A 15,572-nucleotide genomic window follows, 5' to 3' on the forward strand; every position below is an offset into this window, starting at 1 on the left:
CGGCCGGGGTTGAACCGTTAGAGGGCCAGCCAGGGGTCGACGATCCACCGATGGAGGTAGAACGCGAGGGCTGCACCGGTTGCCAGAGCGACGAAGACGGCGCGGTCCTTCGACTTCTCGTGGAATATCCATACACCGAAGTAGGTCGAGAGGCAGAACCAGGCGAGGAGGAGCAGGCCGGCGAACGGGACTTGCAGGAGGACCGCCCAGGAGAAGAGGATGAGCGGCGAGAGAGCATAGACCGCCGATTTCATCGTCTTCTCGAACTCCCGGCGGACGTCGACGAAGAGCAGGAAGAAGTGCTCGACGAGGCTGACGGCGAGGAGGGCGACGGCCCCGGTTATCAGGCCCTGCACGAGGACGATCAGGGTGCCGACTACGATGAACCCGATCCGGTGCATTCCGTCAATCTCCGGCGCCTCTCCCGTAAGGAGGGGCAGTACCATGAATAAGACCGATGCGGCGGCGACGATCGCGAAGTAGAGTATGAGGTCGTCGCGCAGCGGCTTTTCGTTGAGTTGCCGGAAACGGCGCCGTGGGCCGGTGATGATTGTTCCTGTCGACACGCTCCTCCTCCCGGAAGGGCCGCATCCATCCGTCCGGTTCCGGTATCGATGAAGGAGAAATCGATGTTCTCCTATAAACGTTCCCTGTCCGAACCGTCTACACGTCGGGGTTTCGATCTATTTTCTCTCGATATTACGAAGGGGCCGGGGCGCACGGTCCCCTCTCTCACGAGTGGTCACCGAATATCCATCCGCATGAACCGCGTGTACGCGACGGCGAAGAAGGCGACGGGATAGATGGTCAGGGCCACAACGCTCGACCATATCTTGCCGAGCGTATCCTCAAGGGTCGCCCCCGATGTCGGGGCGTTGCCGATCCCCTGGATGAGGGCGTTGGTCGCCATCTGCGGTGATGCGAGGTTTCCAATGCTCTGGATAAGGTCAAACTGACCGTAATACGCCGTGATCGCTGCCTGGAATTCTTCCGACGAGATATCCCCGCCGTATGCCGCCGGATCGGGCTCCTCCGTCATGAGCGCCATCCCGATATGCGTGGTGGCGTAGGGAGCCAGGAAGACGAGGAGGACGAAGACAACCACCGAGAGGAGCAGGGCGCTGCCGCTCTCCCGGCAGAGGGTGGAGAGGGCGAGCGCGATGGAGAAGAACGTGACGAGGAAGAGGAGGATGACGCCGGCGTAGGTCAGGATCATCCAGAGATCGCCGGGGGCGGGCACGATCGAGAAGACGAGGAGGAGCGCGGTGGATATGGCGAGCACGCTCCCGACGACGAGGGCAAGCAGCGCGACGCCCCCGAGCGCCTTGCCGTTGATGATCTCGTCGCGGTAGACCGGGTGGGAGAGCAGGCTTTTGAGCGACCGGGACTCCTTCTCCCCGGAGACCAGGCCTGACCCGACGGCGATGGCAAGGAGGCCCCCGTAGGAGACCAGCGTGAGAAACATCGAGGAGTAAACGCCCTCAACCGGGGGTTTTGCGGGCATCATCCCGGCCGGTCCGTCATTCTGGTTATCCATCGCGGCCAGTTGCTCCGAGTACCTATCCAGTTCTCTCTCGTAGCTCACGACCCCGCTGTACGTCCCCACCATGGCGATGGCGAGGAACAGGGCGAGGATCACCAGGAACCGCCAGCCCGTGATCTGGTCGGTGAACTCTTTTTGGGCCACGGTGAAGACCCGTTCCGCTGTCATCTGCTCTCACCGGTCAGTCCACGTAGTTCTATCTCCATGCTCATACTCCGTTCGTGGTCGCAAGGATACGCACGCCCCTGAGAATGTCCGCCGCCCGTAACGGGCTCCTCAAAGATGCTCCTGCGGGTATTGACGTTCTGAGACTGGGCTGTCGATCTATATACCTTTTCTCTCACATTCCTCTACACGTCAGGAATCTGATATAGCAGGAACAGACTGACGGTCCGGTTACACCGACGATGCGGTGCAACGAACGAGAACACAGGTCTGTTTCGGAAACTTCAAGCCCGGCTGGTCCCATACTGACTTTAACCACGCCGATTCCATCGGCCCGGATACTACCATGAGACCGATCCTTGCTGTTGTCGTCGGAGTAATAGTCGTCTACGCCTGCATGCACTTCTTCGTCTTACCGGAGGCTCCGGACGTCACCCGTATCGAGAATATCACCCATCTTGAGTCCCCGGCATACCATCCGGCCATCCTGGACCTCTGGGAGATCGCCGTCGAGAACACCGGCGTCGAGAACGAGTCGGCTGTGCTGCGGAAACTGGAGGTCGATCTCGCCGGGGACGGCGCGATTCGGGTGATATGGCTCATCTTCTACGGCGATAAGGACGGCGAACAGCACGGCTACGAGGCGTATGTGGGGCCGGGCGGAACGGTATCGGCCAAATCGCAGAAGTTCAATTTTTCCGTGCAGGGGGTGCACCCCCTCGAACTCTTGCGGGAGGTCGACGCTATCGCCCTGGAGGATATTCCCTTCCGGGAGCAGGGTATGACCATTCTTTTAAGCCCGAACGCGTACGGGGACCACTACAACGAGACCCGGGGAAGGCTCTACGAGGTCTCGGACGGGGCGTTCCGCCCGGTGAAAGAAGTGATGTTCGGCCCGGACGCGCGCTGGTACACCATCACGATCACTCCCCACCGGAGCCCGGGATCCCCGCCACCTCCAGAAGAGGTTCTTATTGCGTTCACCCGGCAGGATCTCGCGGCAGCCGAGTCTGTAGTCTACGGGTAGGTGAGCGTCGAGAACCGCAGCCCAAACCGCCCCTGGGTGACCTAACCGGTTGCGTCTGCGCTCCTATCCGCCCGGAATACGATATCCCGCCTGGGGAAATAGCGCACCATCCTCCCGTCCCTCTCGCTCCGTATGGCACCGTCCCGGATGAGCAGCCCCGTATGCCAGGTCACTGATGCGCCGGAGATCCCGAGCGCGGATGCGACCTCTTTTCGCGCTATCCCTGGGTTCCGTGCGAGGAGATCGAGGATCTCTCTCCGCGTCCCGTTGAGGGGATAGCCCTCTCCCTCACGGGCCGCCCTGCCGTTCGCATAATTCCGCAAAAAGCCGTGATCGCGCTCAGCTACTATCTGTCCGGACTCGCAGAGGGTTGCAAGGTGGTACCGGAGCGTTCCAATGTTAACCCCCAGCCTGCGTGAGAGGGAAGCGTGGTTGATCCCGGGGTTCTCCCGAATGCAGAGGTATGCCGCACGGCGGGTGTCGTGTTCGAGAACATTCTTCCTGGAGATCCTCCTCTGACCGAGAACGAGCCATACGGCTACTGATATGAGGAACTGGACCGGGAGGAAGAGCAGGGGTGCGGTCATGAAGACGAAGTCGAGCAGGATCAGCTTGAGCGGCACGTTCCAGATATATAGCGGGGCCGGATCGTCCGGTATCGTCTCCGGAAACTCCCCCTCACTTGATATGGTGCCGGCAGCACTCCCCGGGGCGATTATAAGCAGGAGGGCGATAAGGAGCAGAGCAGTCCTCGCGAGAGGGAGTTGATGCCGCATTAAAAAGATCAGGTGGCCGGGAGTATAAAAACGGTGCTATTCTGTTATCCCCTCATCGCACACCTCTGCGTGCCTTCGGGTAGCCGGTCCCCTCCACTGTCTGGGCCCGGTATCGACCGGCGCAGCGAACGCCCCTGATTGACTGCGGCGAATTTTCCGGAGCAAAACGAACGGATCCGGCTGGACGTGTAGACGATCGTGACAGAAATCGTTTATAGGGGAACGTTGAGTTCTCATGCATAGATCCCGGAAGACGGGTCCATCCGGCCGGGCGATGGTGAGGAGATGGACGGAAACAATACCCGAAAGACCGTACTGAACCTGCTCATAGCGTTTGTCATCCTTGCCGTGGTGGTCTTCCTGCTCTTCCTTGGTCCTGCATTCGTCTCGACGACCATGCCGAACGACTCTTATATGATCGAGATCACGGGTCTCTCCGGTCTTGCCGTGAACGGCACCGCCACGGTCATGATCCCGGTTCCGGCGAACGCGGAGGGCGAGCTGGTGATCTTCGAGTCGTCCAGCGTTCGCCAGCCCGCCGGGTGGCGGACGGCGATCCGGGAGACGCAGTACGGGAAGATGCTCGCGTTTACGACGACGGAAGACTACGCGCCGGATATCTTCGTATCGTCCAGTGAATTCGAGACAAAAGAAGAACCCCGGCTGCTCGTGCCGGTCCTCGCGACCCCGGACAACGCGAGCGTCGCCGAGTTTGCCCGGATTTCGAGCGGCACCTACACCACCGTCGTCTTCCTCGACGGCTTTGTCCCGCCGGAGAACGCCACATCGATCTCGTTCGACCTCAGGTACCAGGGCGGCGGAGGTGTGAAGCATCTGATCAAAGAGAATGTCTGGACGGCGACGGTGAATACGGCTGTTCCGAGCACAAAGTCCGGTTTTGTCCCGGTCTCGGCCGGGTACCATGTCGCTGCCGGAGGGATCTATCTTTGATAGGCGAAACCCATCCCGGTCAGTGTTGACTTCACCCTATCGGCGGCAGAACCTCCGGCGAGCAGAGGCCCGACCACTCCAACCCAGACCGTCGAGCGGATTTGCCGGAGGAACCGGGATCATTCCCGTAGAGCCGCGGATCTATCATCGCGATAGTTTTTTCGAAGTCCTCCGTCCGCCGGAGGAGAACAACTCCGTCGAATGAGACGTATACTTTTGGAGTGCCTCCTGGAGATCGCTCATCACAACCTTTATAGTTAGGTCAAACCAAACTAATCAGTATCAACCATGGCGGCGAGACACGAGCACCTGTTCGAAGTGTTTGATCGCCTGATCGCCATCAAGAACGAATGCTCCTCTGAGATCTTCTCCGAATGCGGGCTCAGCCGTTTGACGGTGAAGCAGGTCGCCTACCTGAAGACGATCGACGAGCACGGCGACGTGACATTCAGCAGTCTTGCCGAGATCACCAGGAACTCGAAGCCCACCGTGACGGAGATGGTCGATCGGTTCGTCCGGATGGAGTGCGCCTACCGCCAGAAGTGCCCCGACGACGGGCGGGTCACCTACATCCGGCTGACCGAGAAGGGCCGGATGCTGGCAAACGCCGAGCGGAACGCGCTGAACCGGATGATCGAGAGGGTGGTGCGGACGCTCGATGAGAACGAAGTGGATCTCCTGGTGGAGATCTTGAAGAAGGTCGGATGATTTTTTTGCCCGGCAAAACAGTTAGGTAAATGCGAACTAAACAACCCGGAGTCACCATGCACTCACCACAACCAGACACCAGCAAAGAGCACATTGTCATACCGCTCTTCGAGACCGTGGTCTACCCCGAGACCCGGACGAAGCTTCAGGTCGAGACGGCCGTCGGAGAAGCGCTGATCGCCGCCAAGAGCGACGGATCGGCATATGCGGTCGGGCTGACCGCGAAGAGCGAGGCGGAAACCCCTGAGGATCCGGCCGAAGCGCTCTACTCGACCGGAAACCTCCTTATGATCGCGCACGTACAGCCTGCAGACGACGGCTACCTGGTCTTTGCGCACGCAACCTCCCGGGTGAAGGCCGTAACCCTCTCGGAGAAGGGCGGGCTGTTCTATGCGATCTCCGAACCCCTCCCGGACGTGCCGGACCTCGACGAGGAGACCCGGGCGGAGATGCTCAGGCGCGTCAAGGCGGCCGTCCACGAGCTCAGCGGCAACTTCCAGGGCTCCGAGCAGTTCACCCGCCCCGTCGACAGGATGGAGTCCGTCGACCAGATCATGGGGTTCGTCATGCCCTTCATGCCGGTGGACGTCGAACAGAAGCAGGCCCTCCTCGAGACCGTCTCCGTCCGGGAGCGCCATGCCGCGTTCCTCGACCTCCTCGTGAACATGAACGAGAGCATCAACCTCCGGATCGAGGTGGCCAGGAAGGCTTCCGAGAAGGTCGGGAAGGCGAACCGCGAAGCGATGCTCCGCGAGCAGCTCCGGGTGATCCAGGAGGAGCTCAACGGGTGCGACGGCTCGTCCGGCGAGGAGAATTACCGGGAGCGGATCGAGTGCTCGACGATGCCCGAGGAGGTGCGGAAGAAGGCCTTCGCCGAGCTGAAGAAACTCGAGTCGGGCGGGAGCCAGCACCACGAGAGCCAGGGGATACGGAACTACCTCGACCTCCTGCTCGATCTGCCCTGGACGGTCGAGAAGAAGAGCATCGATATCGAGGAGGCCCGCCGGGTGCTGGAGAGCAACCACAACGGCCTCGAGAAGGTCAAGGAGCGGATTGTCCAGCACCTCGCCGTCATGAAGCTCAAGGAAGAGAAGCAGGGCTCGATCCTCCTCCTCACCGGCCCGCCCGGGACCGGGAAGACGAGCCTCGGACGGAGCGTCGCGGACGCGCTGGGGAGAGAGTACGTCCGGATCAGTCTCGGCGGCGTCAAGGACGAGGCGGAGATCCGGGGACACCGGCGGACCTACGTCGGGTCGCTCCCCGGCCGGATCATCCAGGGGATGAAGCGGGCCGGGGCGAAGAACCCGGTCTTCATCCTCGACGAGGTCGACAAGCTCGCCGTCTCCTACTCCGGCGACCCGGCAAGCGCCCTCCTCGAGGTCCTCGATCCCGAGCAGAACAGCACGTTCTCGGACCACTACCTGGAGGTTCCCTACGACCTTTCGGACGTGCTCTTCATCGCGACGGCGAACAGTCTCGCGACGATCCCGGCGCCGCTCCTCGACCGGATGGAGCTCATCGAGATCTCGGGCTACACGAAGAACGAGAAGTTCGCGATCGCGAAAGACCACCTCCTGCCGGAGACGTTCGAGGAGCACGGCCTGACCACGGATCACCTCCAGGTCGAGGACGAGGCCGTCTCGGCGATCATCGACCGCTACACCCGGGAAGCGGGCGTCCGGACGCTCAAGAAGCAGCTTGCCCGGATCGCCCGGTATGTCTCCGCAAAAGTCGTCTCGGGGACGGTCGACCTGCCGGTCGTCGTGACGGCGGAGATGCTCCCCGAGATCCTGGGCCGGGAGACCGTCCGGCCGGACGTGGCCCGAAAAGAGAACCCGCCCGGCGTCGTGACGGGGCTCGCCTGGACGCCGGTCGGCGGCGATATCCTCTTCATCGAGGGGACGTTCATGCCCGGCAAAGGGAAACTGACGCTGACCGGCCAGCTCGGCGACGTGATGAAGGAGTCGGCCCAGATCTCGCTCAGCCTGATCCGCTCGAGGCTCGCGACCACCACGACCGGGTTCGACTTTTTCGCAAGCGACGTCCACATCCACGTGCCTGCGGGGGCGACCCCGAAGGACGGGCCGTCGGCGGGCGTGACCCTCTTTGCGGCCCTCGCCTCCCTCGTCACCGGGAGAACGGTCGACCCGACGGTCGCGATGACCGGCGAGGTGACCCTCTCCGGCGCCGTCCTCCCCGTAGGCGGGATCAAGGAGAAGGTTCTTGCGGCGCACCGGGCCGGGATCAGGACGGTCATCCTCCCGCGGGAGAACGAGCGCGATCTCGAGGACGTTCCTGAGGACGTGCGGCGCGACCTTGCGTTCGTGACCGTGGAGACCATCGAGGATGTCCTCCGCGAGGCGCTCGGGATAGAACTCCACGGGCCGGTCCTGCCGTATGTGGGGAAGAACCGGTGCGTGCCCATGCACGACCTCTGAACACCCTCTTTTTATCGTCTCGCCATACCCCCCTTTCTCTCCTTCGAGCCCCGCTCCGGGAGCAAATAGGCTTGAGGCGGTTCGACGTGTAGAGGATCGTGACAGAAATCGTTTATAGAGGTACGTCGAGCTCTCACCGATAGCTGCCGGAATCGGTGCCCCGATGTGCGGGATCTGTCCGGCCTGCGCCGAGACCGGAGGAGATTGCATGGAACCTGACAGGAAGCGCCTGATTGCCGTAGGGATCTTTGCGTTCATCGGCGTCGTCCTTCTCGTCGCGGCGGTCGTGCTCACGTGCACCGCCCTCGTCACCCTGATCACGGGAGTCGACGGTCTTCCACAGGAGCTGGATGTGCGGGTGGTCGGGGAAGAGGATCTGCAGAATGCATCCATCATTCACCTGACCGACCGGGACCTGAAGCAGCACCCGGTGCTTGCCTCTGCGATCCGCGAGGCCGGCAGCAACCCCAACGTGGTGAAATCCGCATTGGTCCCGATGACGGGGGCCGAATGCCTCGTACTCACCGAGTCCTGTGGTGTGTATACGGCGAATGCGCCGATCCTCGAGTACGACGGAGTATACTACGCCACCCGCGTTCTGATCCATTAGGATGCATGAAGAGGTGCAGAATGGAAGAAGGTAAGAAACCCGGCAACCGGCTCGGAACGGCGGGGCTCGTCGTCGTCTGCGGTCTTGCCGGCATCGTCGCGGTCGCGCTCGGCCTCATGCTCGCCGACGCCCTCCTCATCTACGCGATGGAGGGCTCGGGCGGGCAGCCGATGCTCTACGTCATGGAGAGGACGGATGTGCAGCCCGAGTGGGGCATGGTCGTTCCCCTGACCGAGAAGGACTTTGCCGACCATCCGGCGCTCGACGCGGTCATCCGGGGCGAGGAACGAAATCCGTCAGGATGGGAGTGGGGTATGAGCGACCGGCGCTTCATCGGGGGAGCCAACGTCTCGTACGCGGAGAGCAGGGCGCTCCAGGACACTTACGGCCCCGACCGGGAGACGTGGGTCTACCCGCACCTGGAGTATGAGGGGGAGTACTACCTGGTGGTGACGACGTGGCCGTGAAGGACATGATCTGGAGATACTTTGAGGTGAACGGATGAGCAGAACAACCAGAACGCGGACACTCCCCCTCCTCCTCGCGCTGCTGCTCGCGGTCGTCCCGGCGGCGGGCGCAGATCTCGGTCCCAATCAACACCTGATCCCGGAACTGAAGGTGAACGAGTCGATCGAGACGATCGCCATCTCCGGGGTGTTGAGCCTTCAGCCGGAATGGGACGGGAGTGTGACCACCGGGATACCGTTCGGCTCGATCGTCGTTCATACTGCCGACGCAAGAACACTGATCTTCGATAGCGACGGCAACCAGCTGCTCTCCATCAGCGACGAACTCTCTGCAAAAGTCCCCACCCCTGCGGGTGTCGAGAAGCCCTGCACCTGGGTGCACCAGCTCCCGAACGACTCCCGGGTCTATCATCACGACAACGCGACCTTCATCTTCGGCAAGGCCGGGAACCTCATCCTGACCGTCATCAACGAGCACCCGCCGCCCGTCGAAGACCCGATCGCCATCAACATCACCTCCCCGGCCGAGGGCGAGACGGTCTGGATCGACGTCGTGCCGCCCCGCGTCGCCGTCGTCGGGGAGGTGCACGCCCCCGCAGGTCTGCACAACGTGGTTGTGCGGAGCGGAACCGGGGAGGTCTCGTGCGGGAACCGGCCCGAGTTCGCCTGCTCGGTGCCGGTCTCCGCCGGGGAGAACACGATCACCGTCGTGGCGGACACCCATGGACCCCTGGCCGAGAAGACCGTGAACGTGACCGTCCGTATCGGTCTCCCGCCGCCCCCGGCGATCGCCGTCTCGGGCAGGGTGACGGATACCGGCGGCAACCCGGTTCCCGGTGCACTGGTTCGGTTCGAGTCGGTGTTTACGCTCGACGACGAACCCCTTGCGGGGACGAACGTGACCGGGGAGGACGGCGGCTACCTGGTAGATACCCCCGGCTACCGGCAGACGGTCACGGTCGAGAAGGAGGGTTATTCCACTCTCCGGGAGGAGTTCATCTTTGAGAACTCAACAAACACCCTCGACCTGGAACTGGAGCCCCTGCCCCGGGCGGTCCCGGGGTTCGGTCCCCCGATCGCGGCTCTCTCGCTCACGGTGGGGCTCCTCCTCATCGGCCGGAGGGGGTGGTGAGATGACAGAGAGCGGCTCAGTAATCCTGGCGCTCCTCCTCACCGCCGCGGTCACGGCGCTGGCGGCGGGGTTTGCGGCTTTCGCGCCCTTGACGGAGGTCACCGTAACCCCGCATGAGCAGATTGCCCCACAGGATCAGGCCCTGGTCCATATCGACTTCTTCACGGAGAAGAGGGATGTCCCGGTCGAGGGCGTGGATATCCTCTCCTCGATCCTGCGTTACGAACTCGCGGTCTACGATACGGAGGGTATCCGTGATCGCCTGCTTTCCGGCGAACCGCTGGCGGTGCATATCGCCGGGCAGCCCTGCACGGCGGTTCTCGAGGAGTCGTTGCACGGCACCGGCTCCTTCACCGGCACCCTTTCCGGGGACGGCAGGGCGCACCTGACCATCAGCGGCGACGTCCTTCGCGGCTATTTCGAGACCGGCGGCGTCGCATACTGGGTGGAGAGCACCGGGCGGTACGACACCGAATCCCCGGGGAAGGTCATCCACTATCTCTTCTCCTCCGCCGACGTGAAAGGGCTGAGCGGCTGCTATCTCACGCTCTACAACATCAGCAACGGGGATCTAAAGGATTCCGGGTACCCTGCAGGCTGGACGGAAGCTGACTTCCTGAGTGCCGGCCACGAGATCGTCCCGCTCACCGATGCCGATCTCGTCGACCTCCCCAGGGTGAACGAGACCCTCCGCACCGGCTTTATGGAGGTTCCGCTCTCCGAGAACGAGACGATGCGCATCGTAGAGGGTTACCGGGGGAAGATCGCGGAGTATCGCGGGAACTACTACGTGATCGACTTCTTCGAGAGTTAGGCTGCGATGGTCCCCTAAACCCTCTTTGCTATCGTCTCGATCGCCTCGATCAGCGTCTGCTGCTGCGGCTTGATGATCGCGACCGGGCAGTCGGCGATCTTCTCCACGATCGGCGCGAGGATCGGAGCGCAGATGATCCCGAGCGCCCCCTCCTTGTCGGCCCGGACGGCGGCGATGATGCACTCTTCAAGGGAATCGGCCGCGTAGCCCCGGATGTGGTATTGCTTCCCGCCGATGGGGAGGTCGCGGTTGTCGATCTCGTCGAGCAGGAACCGGGCCGCGATCACCGCGATGAAACTCTTCTCCCGGGGTTCGAGGACGTTCACGATCCGCCGGACGGTCGAGAGGCGTGGATCCGCCCTGCCCGACGTGAGTTTGTAGAGGGTTGCGGGCGGGATCCCGGCCCGTTCCGCGAGGTCGCGGATGCTCATATCCTGCCGGGCGAGTTCCTCCTGGAGCGCGTCGGCAAAGTCGGTCTCGAAGATCTTTCGCGAAAGCATTGTTCTACTATGGTATGATCCTTAAGATAATATTTCCCTCATACGGTCAATGTGCTCGTCATGAGGGATAATCTTCTCCTCTCCCGGTTTCAGGGGGGCGGTGAGGGAGAAGTACCTCCTCCGAACCCGGACTGCTGTTTTTTTCCTCGAAGCCCATCCGTCAGCCGAGGTGTAGATGCGCGGCACAGAAAAGGTATATGGAAGAACGTTGACCATTCACGCGTGGATTCCGGTGCAAACCAGTTCACACCTCTGGAGGAGCCTTTATGGACGAAGAAAAATTCAATCAACTCTTAGGGGCCCTGTCGGTGCCGGTCATCGTCCTGGCCTTTTTTCCCCTGTGGGTGATCGTTTCTCTGATACCAATCGCGATTGTACCGGATCCGCGAGCTTTGATCGGGGCAGTTTATGCCACGGCATTGACCCTGTCGTTTGTCTATTTCGGCCTGAAGATGCGGAGCATCAGTAGTGCAAAGGAAGGTAAATCCATCAGGTAATTGGGGAGTGCAGGCGCTGCATTCCCGGACCGCTACTGGTGCGGAGCGGGTGTTCGTTGCCGGGTCACCACCTGTGTTGAACGTATAGGGAAGTTGGACAGAAGACATAAATGAGCGGACGTTCAGATCTTTGTTACCGTAGCGAGGCGGGTGAAGCATGCAGCGCAGGGTATCGATGGACACACTCTTAACGGGACTGCTTGCCGCGATGCTCCTTCTCTTGCTCTTCTACGACCCTATCAGGGGGCTCCATCCGGCGCTCGACCCTCTCTTCATGCTCTCTGGTCAGGCTATCGGTCTCGTTCTCCTGGTGCTCACTGTATTTTGCATCATCGGTCTGGTGCTCCTCGCCGTCCGGCGCCTGTACGGTTTTTGCCGTGGGGGATGACGGCAGTTATCCGGATAGAGCTTTTCTCCGCACAGGGAGATCCGTTCCGGGAGCGATCAACCTGGATGCGAGCGTCTCTCTTAATCCATTGTGGAGATCAAGGCTCTTTATTTCCGGTCACAACTCCCGGACGTGTAGAGAAACGTGACAGAAAACGTATATCCCCGAACGTTCAGGTCATTACATACATGGAACGCAAATACCTCGCCCTGTTGCTGGCCGCCGGCATCGCGGCCGGCCTGTACGCAGCCGTCACCTACCAGTGGATCCTGATGCTCGTCATCGCCGCAGTGGTGGCGCTGATCCTGGTCGCGAGCGACTTCGCAGGGCGGACCGGGGCGTAGCCGGCGGCGATCGCGGCACGGCAGACCCGGTCATACCGGTCACCTTTATCCCCGCCGCCGCCCTCCCCCGCCCATGCGCATCGTCCGGGCGGCTCTCCTCCTCACCGCCCTCGCCCTCTTCCTCGCCGCCTTCCTGGTGGTCCGGTTCGACGATCCGGTGGTTCCGCCCGCCGTCCCGGTGGTCTTCCTAGTCGCCCTCGCCCTCCCCTCCTACATCGCCCTCGTTCGCTGGCTCGGTTCCGCCCGCGGCATCGCGCTCCTCCTCCTTTTGAGCCTCCTCCCGCTCGCCGTCGAGGCATACGCCGTCGCGACCGGTATCCCGTATGGCAACTTCACGTATTCGGCCGACCTCGGCTACCGGGTCTTCGGCCTCGTCCCCTGGACGGTCGCATTCGCCTACCTCCCGATGCTCCTCGGCGCCGTCACCCTCGCCGCGGCCGCTGCCGGGACCGCCTGGAGCCGGCTGATCCCGGCCGGCGTCTTCGTCCTCCTCCTCATCGACCTCATCATTGACCCGGCGGTCGTCCACGCCGGGCTCTGGGTCTGGTCCGCCGGCGGCGCCTACTATGGCGTGCCGGTCTCGAACTTCGCGGGCTGGGTTCTGACCGGAGCGGTCTACATCGCCCTCTTCCGGCTCATCGCGGGCGCCCGACCGATCCCGGGGACGGTGGCGGCGAGTCTCCTCCTCATCCTCGCCTTCTGGACCGGCTACCTCGCCCGGAACGATCTTGCCGTACCGGCACTCCTCGGGGCGGCGCTCGCCCTTGCAACCCTGCCGGTCGCCTTCGGTGGTGATAGCACCGCATCGCCGCCGGCTCTCCCGTGACGATCCCGGACGCCAAAATATATATGCCACCTGTGTCTTCCTGCACCCGTTTTCCATTCAGGAAGGGGGGAATTATGCGGGCTGTAATCGTTGGGGCCGGGTTCGGGGGGCTCTCCGTCGCGGCTCTTCTTGCGAAGGGCGGTTTCGACGTCACGGTGATCGAGAAGAACGAGCAGCCCGGGGGCCGGGCGAGCGTTCACCGCGATGGGGGGTTCACGTTCGACATGGGGCCGTCGTGGTACCTGATGCCCGACGTCTACGACCGGTTCTTCGCGGAGTTCGGGAAAAGCCCGAAAGACTACTTCCCGCTCGCGAGGCTCGACCCTTCCTACCGGGTCTTCTTCGCCGACGAGCGGGTCGCGGACGTCTCGGCCGACCTCGGGAAGAACTACGATCTCTTCGAGTCGTTCGAACCCGGCGGGGCCGAAAAACTCCGGGGTTACCTCGCCGAGGCCGAGGAGACTTACGGGATCACCATGAGCGACCTCCTCTACCGGGAATACCGGAGCATATTCGACTTCTTCGACCGGCGGCTCCTTGCCGGGGGGAGGAAACTCAACCCGCTCGAGAACCTGGAGTCCTTCGTCAAGAAGCGATTCTCAAGCGACGAAGCCCGGAAAGTCGTGCAGTACTCCATCGGCTTCCTCGGCGGCTCGCCGAGAAACACCCCCTCGTTCTACCACATCATGACGCATATCGACCTGAACATGGGCGTGTGGTACCCGGAGGGGGGCATGCGGGCGGTCGTCGAGTCCCTCGTCACGCTCGGCCGGGAGTTCGGGGTCGAGTACCGCTACAACGAACCGGCGACCGCCATCGACGTGGAAGGGGAGCTTGCCCGGAGGGTCGTCACCCCGCTCGGGGCGCACGAGACCGACGTCGTCGTCGTCAACGCCGACTACCCGTTTACGGAACTCTCCCTCCTCCCCGAAGGCTCGCGGTCGTACCCCGCCTCCTACTGGGCAAAAAAGGTCCTCGCCCCGTCCACGTTCGTCGCCTATCTCGGCGTCGACCGGGTGGTGAGTGCGCTCGCCCACCACAACATCTTCCTCGAGCCCGACTGGGAGGAGGGGTTTGAGACGATCTTCGATCCCAAAAAAGCCGCCTGGCCGGAAAGCCCCTCGTTCTACGTCAATGTCCCTTCGAGGACGGATACGACCGCCGCCCCGAAGGGCACCGATACCCTCTTCGTCCTCGCGCCACTCGCCCCCGGCATCGAGGATACCCCGGAACTGCGCGAGCGGTTCTACGACCGCCTCATGAACCGGATGGAGGAGATCCTCGGCGAGAATATCCGGGACTCGGTCGTGACCCGGCGGATATTTGCTCTATCCGACTTCACCGACCGCTACAACGCCTACCGGGGGACGGCGCTCGGGCTCTCCCACACCCTCCGGCAGACGGCGCTCTGGCGGCCTTCACACCAGAGCAAGCGTGTCAGGAATCTCTACTATACCGGCCAGTACACCCACCCGGGGATCGGGGTGCCGATGACCCTGATATCCTCCCAGATCGTCGCCCGCGAGTTGACCGATCGTTACCGCCGGTGAGGTGCATCGTGATCGACCGGACCATCTACGGAATCTTTCGGCGGGGGAGCAGGACCTACTTCTACTCGACCCTCTTCTTCCCGCCGGCGGTGCGGGAGGACGTCTTTTCCCTCTACAGTTTCGTCCGCACCGCCGACGATTACGTGGACGCGGTGCCGCAGCAGGTCGAGGAGTTCTACGCCTTCACCGACCGCTACGCCATGGCGATGGCCGGGGAAGCGACGGGGGATGTGGTGATCGACTCGTTCGTCGAACTTGCGGGGAGGAAAGGCTTTGATCGAGCGTGGACAACGGCGTTTCTTGGCTCGATGGAGAGGGACATCACGGTCGGTTCCTACCGGACGATCCGGGATCTCGAGGCCTACCTCTACGGATCGTCCGAGGTGATCGGGCTGATGATGGCCCGGCTCCTCGACCTCCCCCCGGAATCCTACCCTGCGGCGCAGAACCTCGGCCGGGCGATGCAGTACGTCAATTTCATCCGCGACATCGCAGAAGACCTCGCTCTCGGCCGGACCTACTTTCCCCGCGAGGAGATGGAGGCGTTCGGGCTTGACGACCTCTCGGCGGCCGCGGCTTCCCGTGACCCCCGGGGGTTTGCAGCATTTCTCCGGTTCCAGCTCCGGCGCTACCGGGAGTGGCAGGAGCAGGCGGAAGCCGGGTTCGGGCACATCCCCCGGCGCTACCGGATCCCGATCCGGACGGCGTCGGATATGTACCGCTGGACGGCCCGGACGATCGAGCGCGACCCGGCCGTCGTCCACCGGCGGAAGGTGAAGCCGTCGGTGATCCGGATCGTCTCCGGCGCCGCAACAAATACCCTGAAGGCGTGACGG

The 15,572-nt window shown here is 62.6% G+C and carries 18 protein-coding genes; 14 read left to right on the forward strand and 4 right to left on the reverse strand.

What is annotated here, in order from left to right; translation table 11 throughout:
• Window positions 1-17: 17 nt before the first annotated feature.
• Both HL657_RS01580 and HL657_RS01585 read right to left on the reverse strand, forming a co-directional pair.
• Entirely contained in the window at window positions 18-566 is a 549-nt protein-coding gene (locus tag HL657_RS01580) for a YIP1 family protein (protein WP_317295099.1), read from the reverse strand.
• 176 nt (window positions 567-742) lie between these two features.
• Window positions 743-1,711, reverse strand: coding sequence for an ABC transporter permease (locus tag HL657_RS01585; RefSeq protein WP_317295100.1), 969 nt, complete (start codon window positions 1,709-1,711; stop codon window positions 743-745).
• Window positions 1,712-2,054: 343 nt separating this feature from the next.
• Here HL657_RS01585 and HL657_RS01590 point away from each other — a divergent pair, with 343 nt between their 5' ends.
• Window positions 2,055-2,735, forward strand: a complete 681-nt coding sequence (locus HL657_RS01590; RefSeq protein ID WP_317295101.1) for a hypothetical protein — start codon at window positions 2,055-2,057, stop codon at window positions 2,733-2,735.
• Window positions 2,736-2,776: 41 nt separating this feature from the next.
• On the opposite strand, the gene HL657_RS01595 is transcribed toward HL657_RS01590, so the two are convergent.
• The gene (locus HL657_RS01595; protein WP_317295102.1) at window positions 2,777-3,511 is read right to left on the reverse strand and encodes a winged helix-turn-helix transcriptional regulator; all 735 of its coding nucleotides are present in this window, start codon (window positions 3,509-3,511) and stop codon (window positions 2,777-2,779) included.
• A 285-nt stretch (window positions 3,512-3,796) separates the two neighbouring features.
• Between HL657_RS01595 and HL657_RS01600 the strand changes: the two genes are divergently transcribed.
• The 7 genes from HL657_RS01600 to HL657_RS01630 all read left to right on the forward strand — a co-directional run bounded on the left by HL657_RS01600 (window position 3,797) and on the right by HL657_RS01630 (window position 10,631).
• Window positions 3,797-4,462, forward strand: coding sequence for a hypothetical protein (locus HL657_RS01600; protein WP_317295103.1), 666 nt, complete (start codon window positions 3,797-3,799; stop codon window positions 4,460-4,462).
• 288 nt (window positions 4,463-4,750) lie between these two features.
• Window positions 4,751-5,170, forward strand: coding sequence for a MarR family winged helix-turn-helix transcriptional regulator (locus HL657_RS01605; protein WP_317295104.1), 420 nt, complete (start codon window positions 4,751-4,753; stop codon window positions 5,168-5,170).
• A gap of 56 nt (window positions 5,171-5,226) precedes the next feature.
• A complete protein-coding gene (gene lon / locus HL657_RS01610; RefSeq protein ID WP_317295105.1) occupies window positions 5,227-7,608 on the forward strand; it encodes an endopeptidase La in 2,382 nt (793 codons plus the stop codon).
• Between the two features lie 208 nt (window positions 7,609-7,816).
• Window positions 7,817-8,218, forward strand: a complete 402-nt coding sequence (locus tag HL657_RS01615; RefSeq protein ID WP_292561830.1) for a hypothetical protein — start codon at window positions 7,817-7,819, stop codon at window positions 8,216-8,218.
• Window positions 8,219-8,238: 20 nt separating this feature from the next.
• Complete coding sequence (locus tag HL657_RS01620; RefSeq protein ID WP_317295106.1) at window positions 8,239-8,685, forward strand: hypothetical protein; 447 nt, start codon at window positions 8,239-8,241, stop codon at window positions 8,683-8,685.
• A gap of 34 nt (window positions 8,686-8,719) precedes the next feature.
• Entirely contained in the window at window positions 8,720-9,817 is a 1,098-nt protein-coding gene (locus HL657_RS01625) for a carboxypeptidase-like regulatory domain-containing protein (RefSeq protein WP_317295107.1), read from the forward strand.
• 1 nt (window position 9,818) lies between these two features.
• On the forward strand, window positions 9,819-10,631 hold the full coding sequence (locus HL657_RS01630) for a hypothetical protein (protein ID WP_317295108.1): 813 nt from the start codon (window positions 9,819-9,821) through the stop codon (window positions 10,629-10,631).
• Window positions 10,632-10,645: 14 nt separating this feature from the next.
• Here HL657_RS01630 and HL657_RS01635 read toward each other — a convergent pair whose 3' ends face one another.
• Window positions 10,646-11,131, reverse strand: coding sequence for a helix-turn-helix domain-containing protein (locus HL657_RS01635; protein WP_067077845.1), 486 nt, complete (start codon window positions 11,129-11,131; stop codon window positions 10,646-10,648).
• A 266-nt stretch (window positions 11,132-11,397) separates the two neighbouring features.
• On the opposite strand from HL657_RS01635, the gene HL657_RS01640 reads away from it, so the two are divergent.
• The 6 genes from HL657_RS01640 to HL657_RS01665 all read left to right on the forward strand — a co-directional run bounded on the left by HL657_RS01640 (window position 11,398) and on the right by HL657_RS01665 (window position 15,569).
• On the forward strand, window positions 11,398-11,628 hold the full coding sequence (locus HL657_RS01640; RefSeq protein WP_067077850.1) for a hypothetical protein: 231 nt from the start codon (window positions 11,398-11,400) through the stop codon (window positions 11,626-11,628).
• A 157-nt stretch (window positions 11,629-11,785) separates the two neighbouring features.
• Window positions 11,786-12,016 carry a hypothetical protein gene (locus HL657_RS01645; protein ID WP_317295109.1) on the forward strand — a complete coding sequence of 77 codons (231 nt, stop codon included), beginning with the start codon at window positions 11,786-11,788 and terminating at the stop codon, window positions 12,014-12,016.
• Between the two features lie 188 nt (window positions 12,017-12,204).
• Window positions 12,205-12,360 (forward strand): hypothetical protein, encoded by a 156-nt coding sequence (locus tag HL657_RS01650; RefSeq protein ID WP_161485896.1) that lies wholly within the window; start codon window positions 12,205-12,207, stop codon window positions 12,358-12,360.
• 73 nt (window positions 12,361-12,433) lie between these two features.
• Complete coding sequence (locus tag HL657_RS01655; protein WP_317295110.1) at window positions 12,434-13,186, forward strand: carotenoid biosynthesis protein; 753 nt, start codon at window positions 12,434-12,436, stop codon at window positions 13,184-13,186.
• A gap of 74 nt (window positions 13,187-13,260) precedes the next feature.
• Window positions 13,261-14,736 carry a phytoene desaturase family protein gene (locus HL657_RS01660; protein ID WP_317295111.1) on the forward strand — a complete coding sequence of 492 codons (1,476 nt, stop codon included), beginning with the start codon at window positions 13,261-13,263 and terminating at the stop codon, window positions 14,734-14,736.
• A gap of 8 nt (window positions 14,737-14,744) precedes the next feature.
• Window positions 14,745-15,569, forward strand: a complete 825-nt coding sequence (locus tag HL657_RS01665; protein WP_317295112.1) for a phytoene/squalene synthase family protein — start codon at window positions 14,745-14,747, stop codon at window positions 15,567-15,569.
• Window positions 15,570-15,572 lie beyond the last annotated feature (3 nt).

Source organism: Methanoculleus nereidis, from assembly GCF_032944295.1.
Lineage (GTDB): Archaea > Halobacteriota > Methanomicrobia > Methanomicrobiales > Methanoculleaceae > Methanoculleus > Methanoculleus nereidis.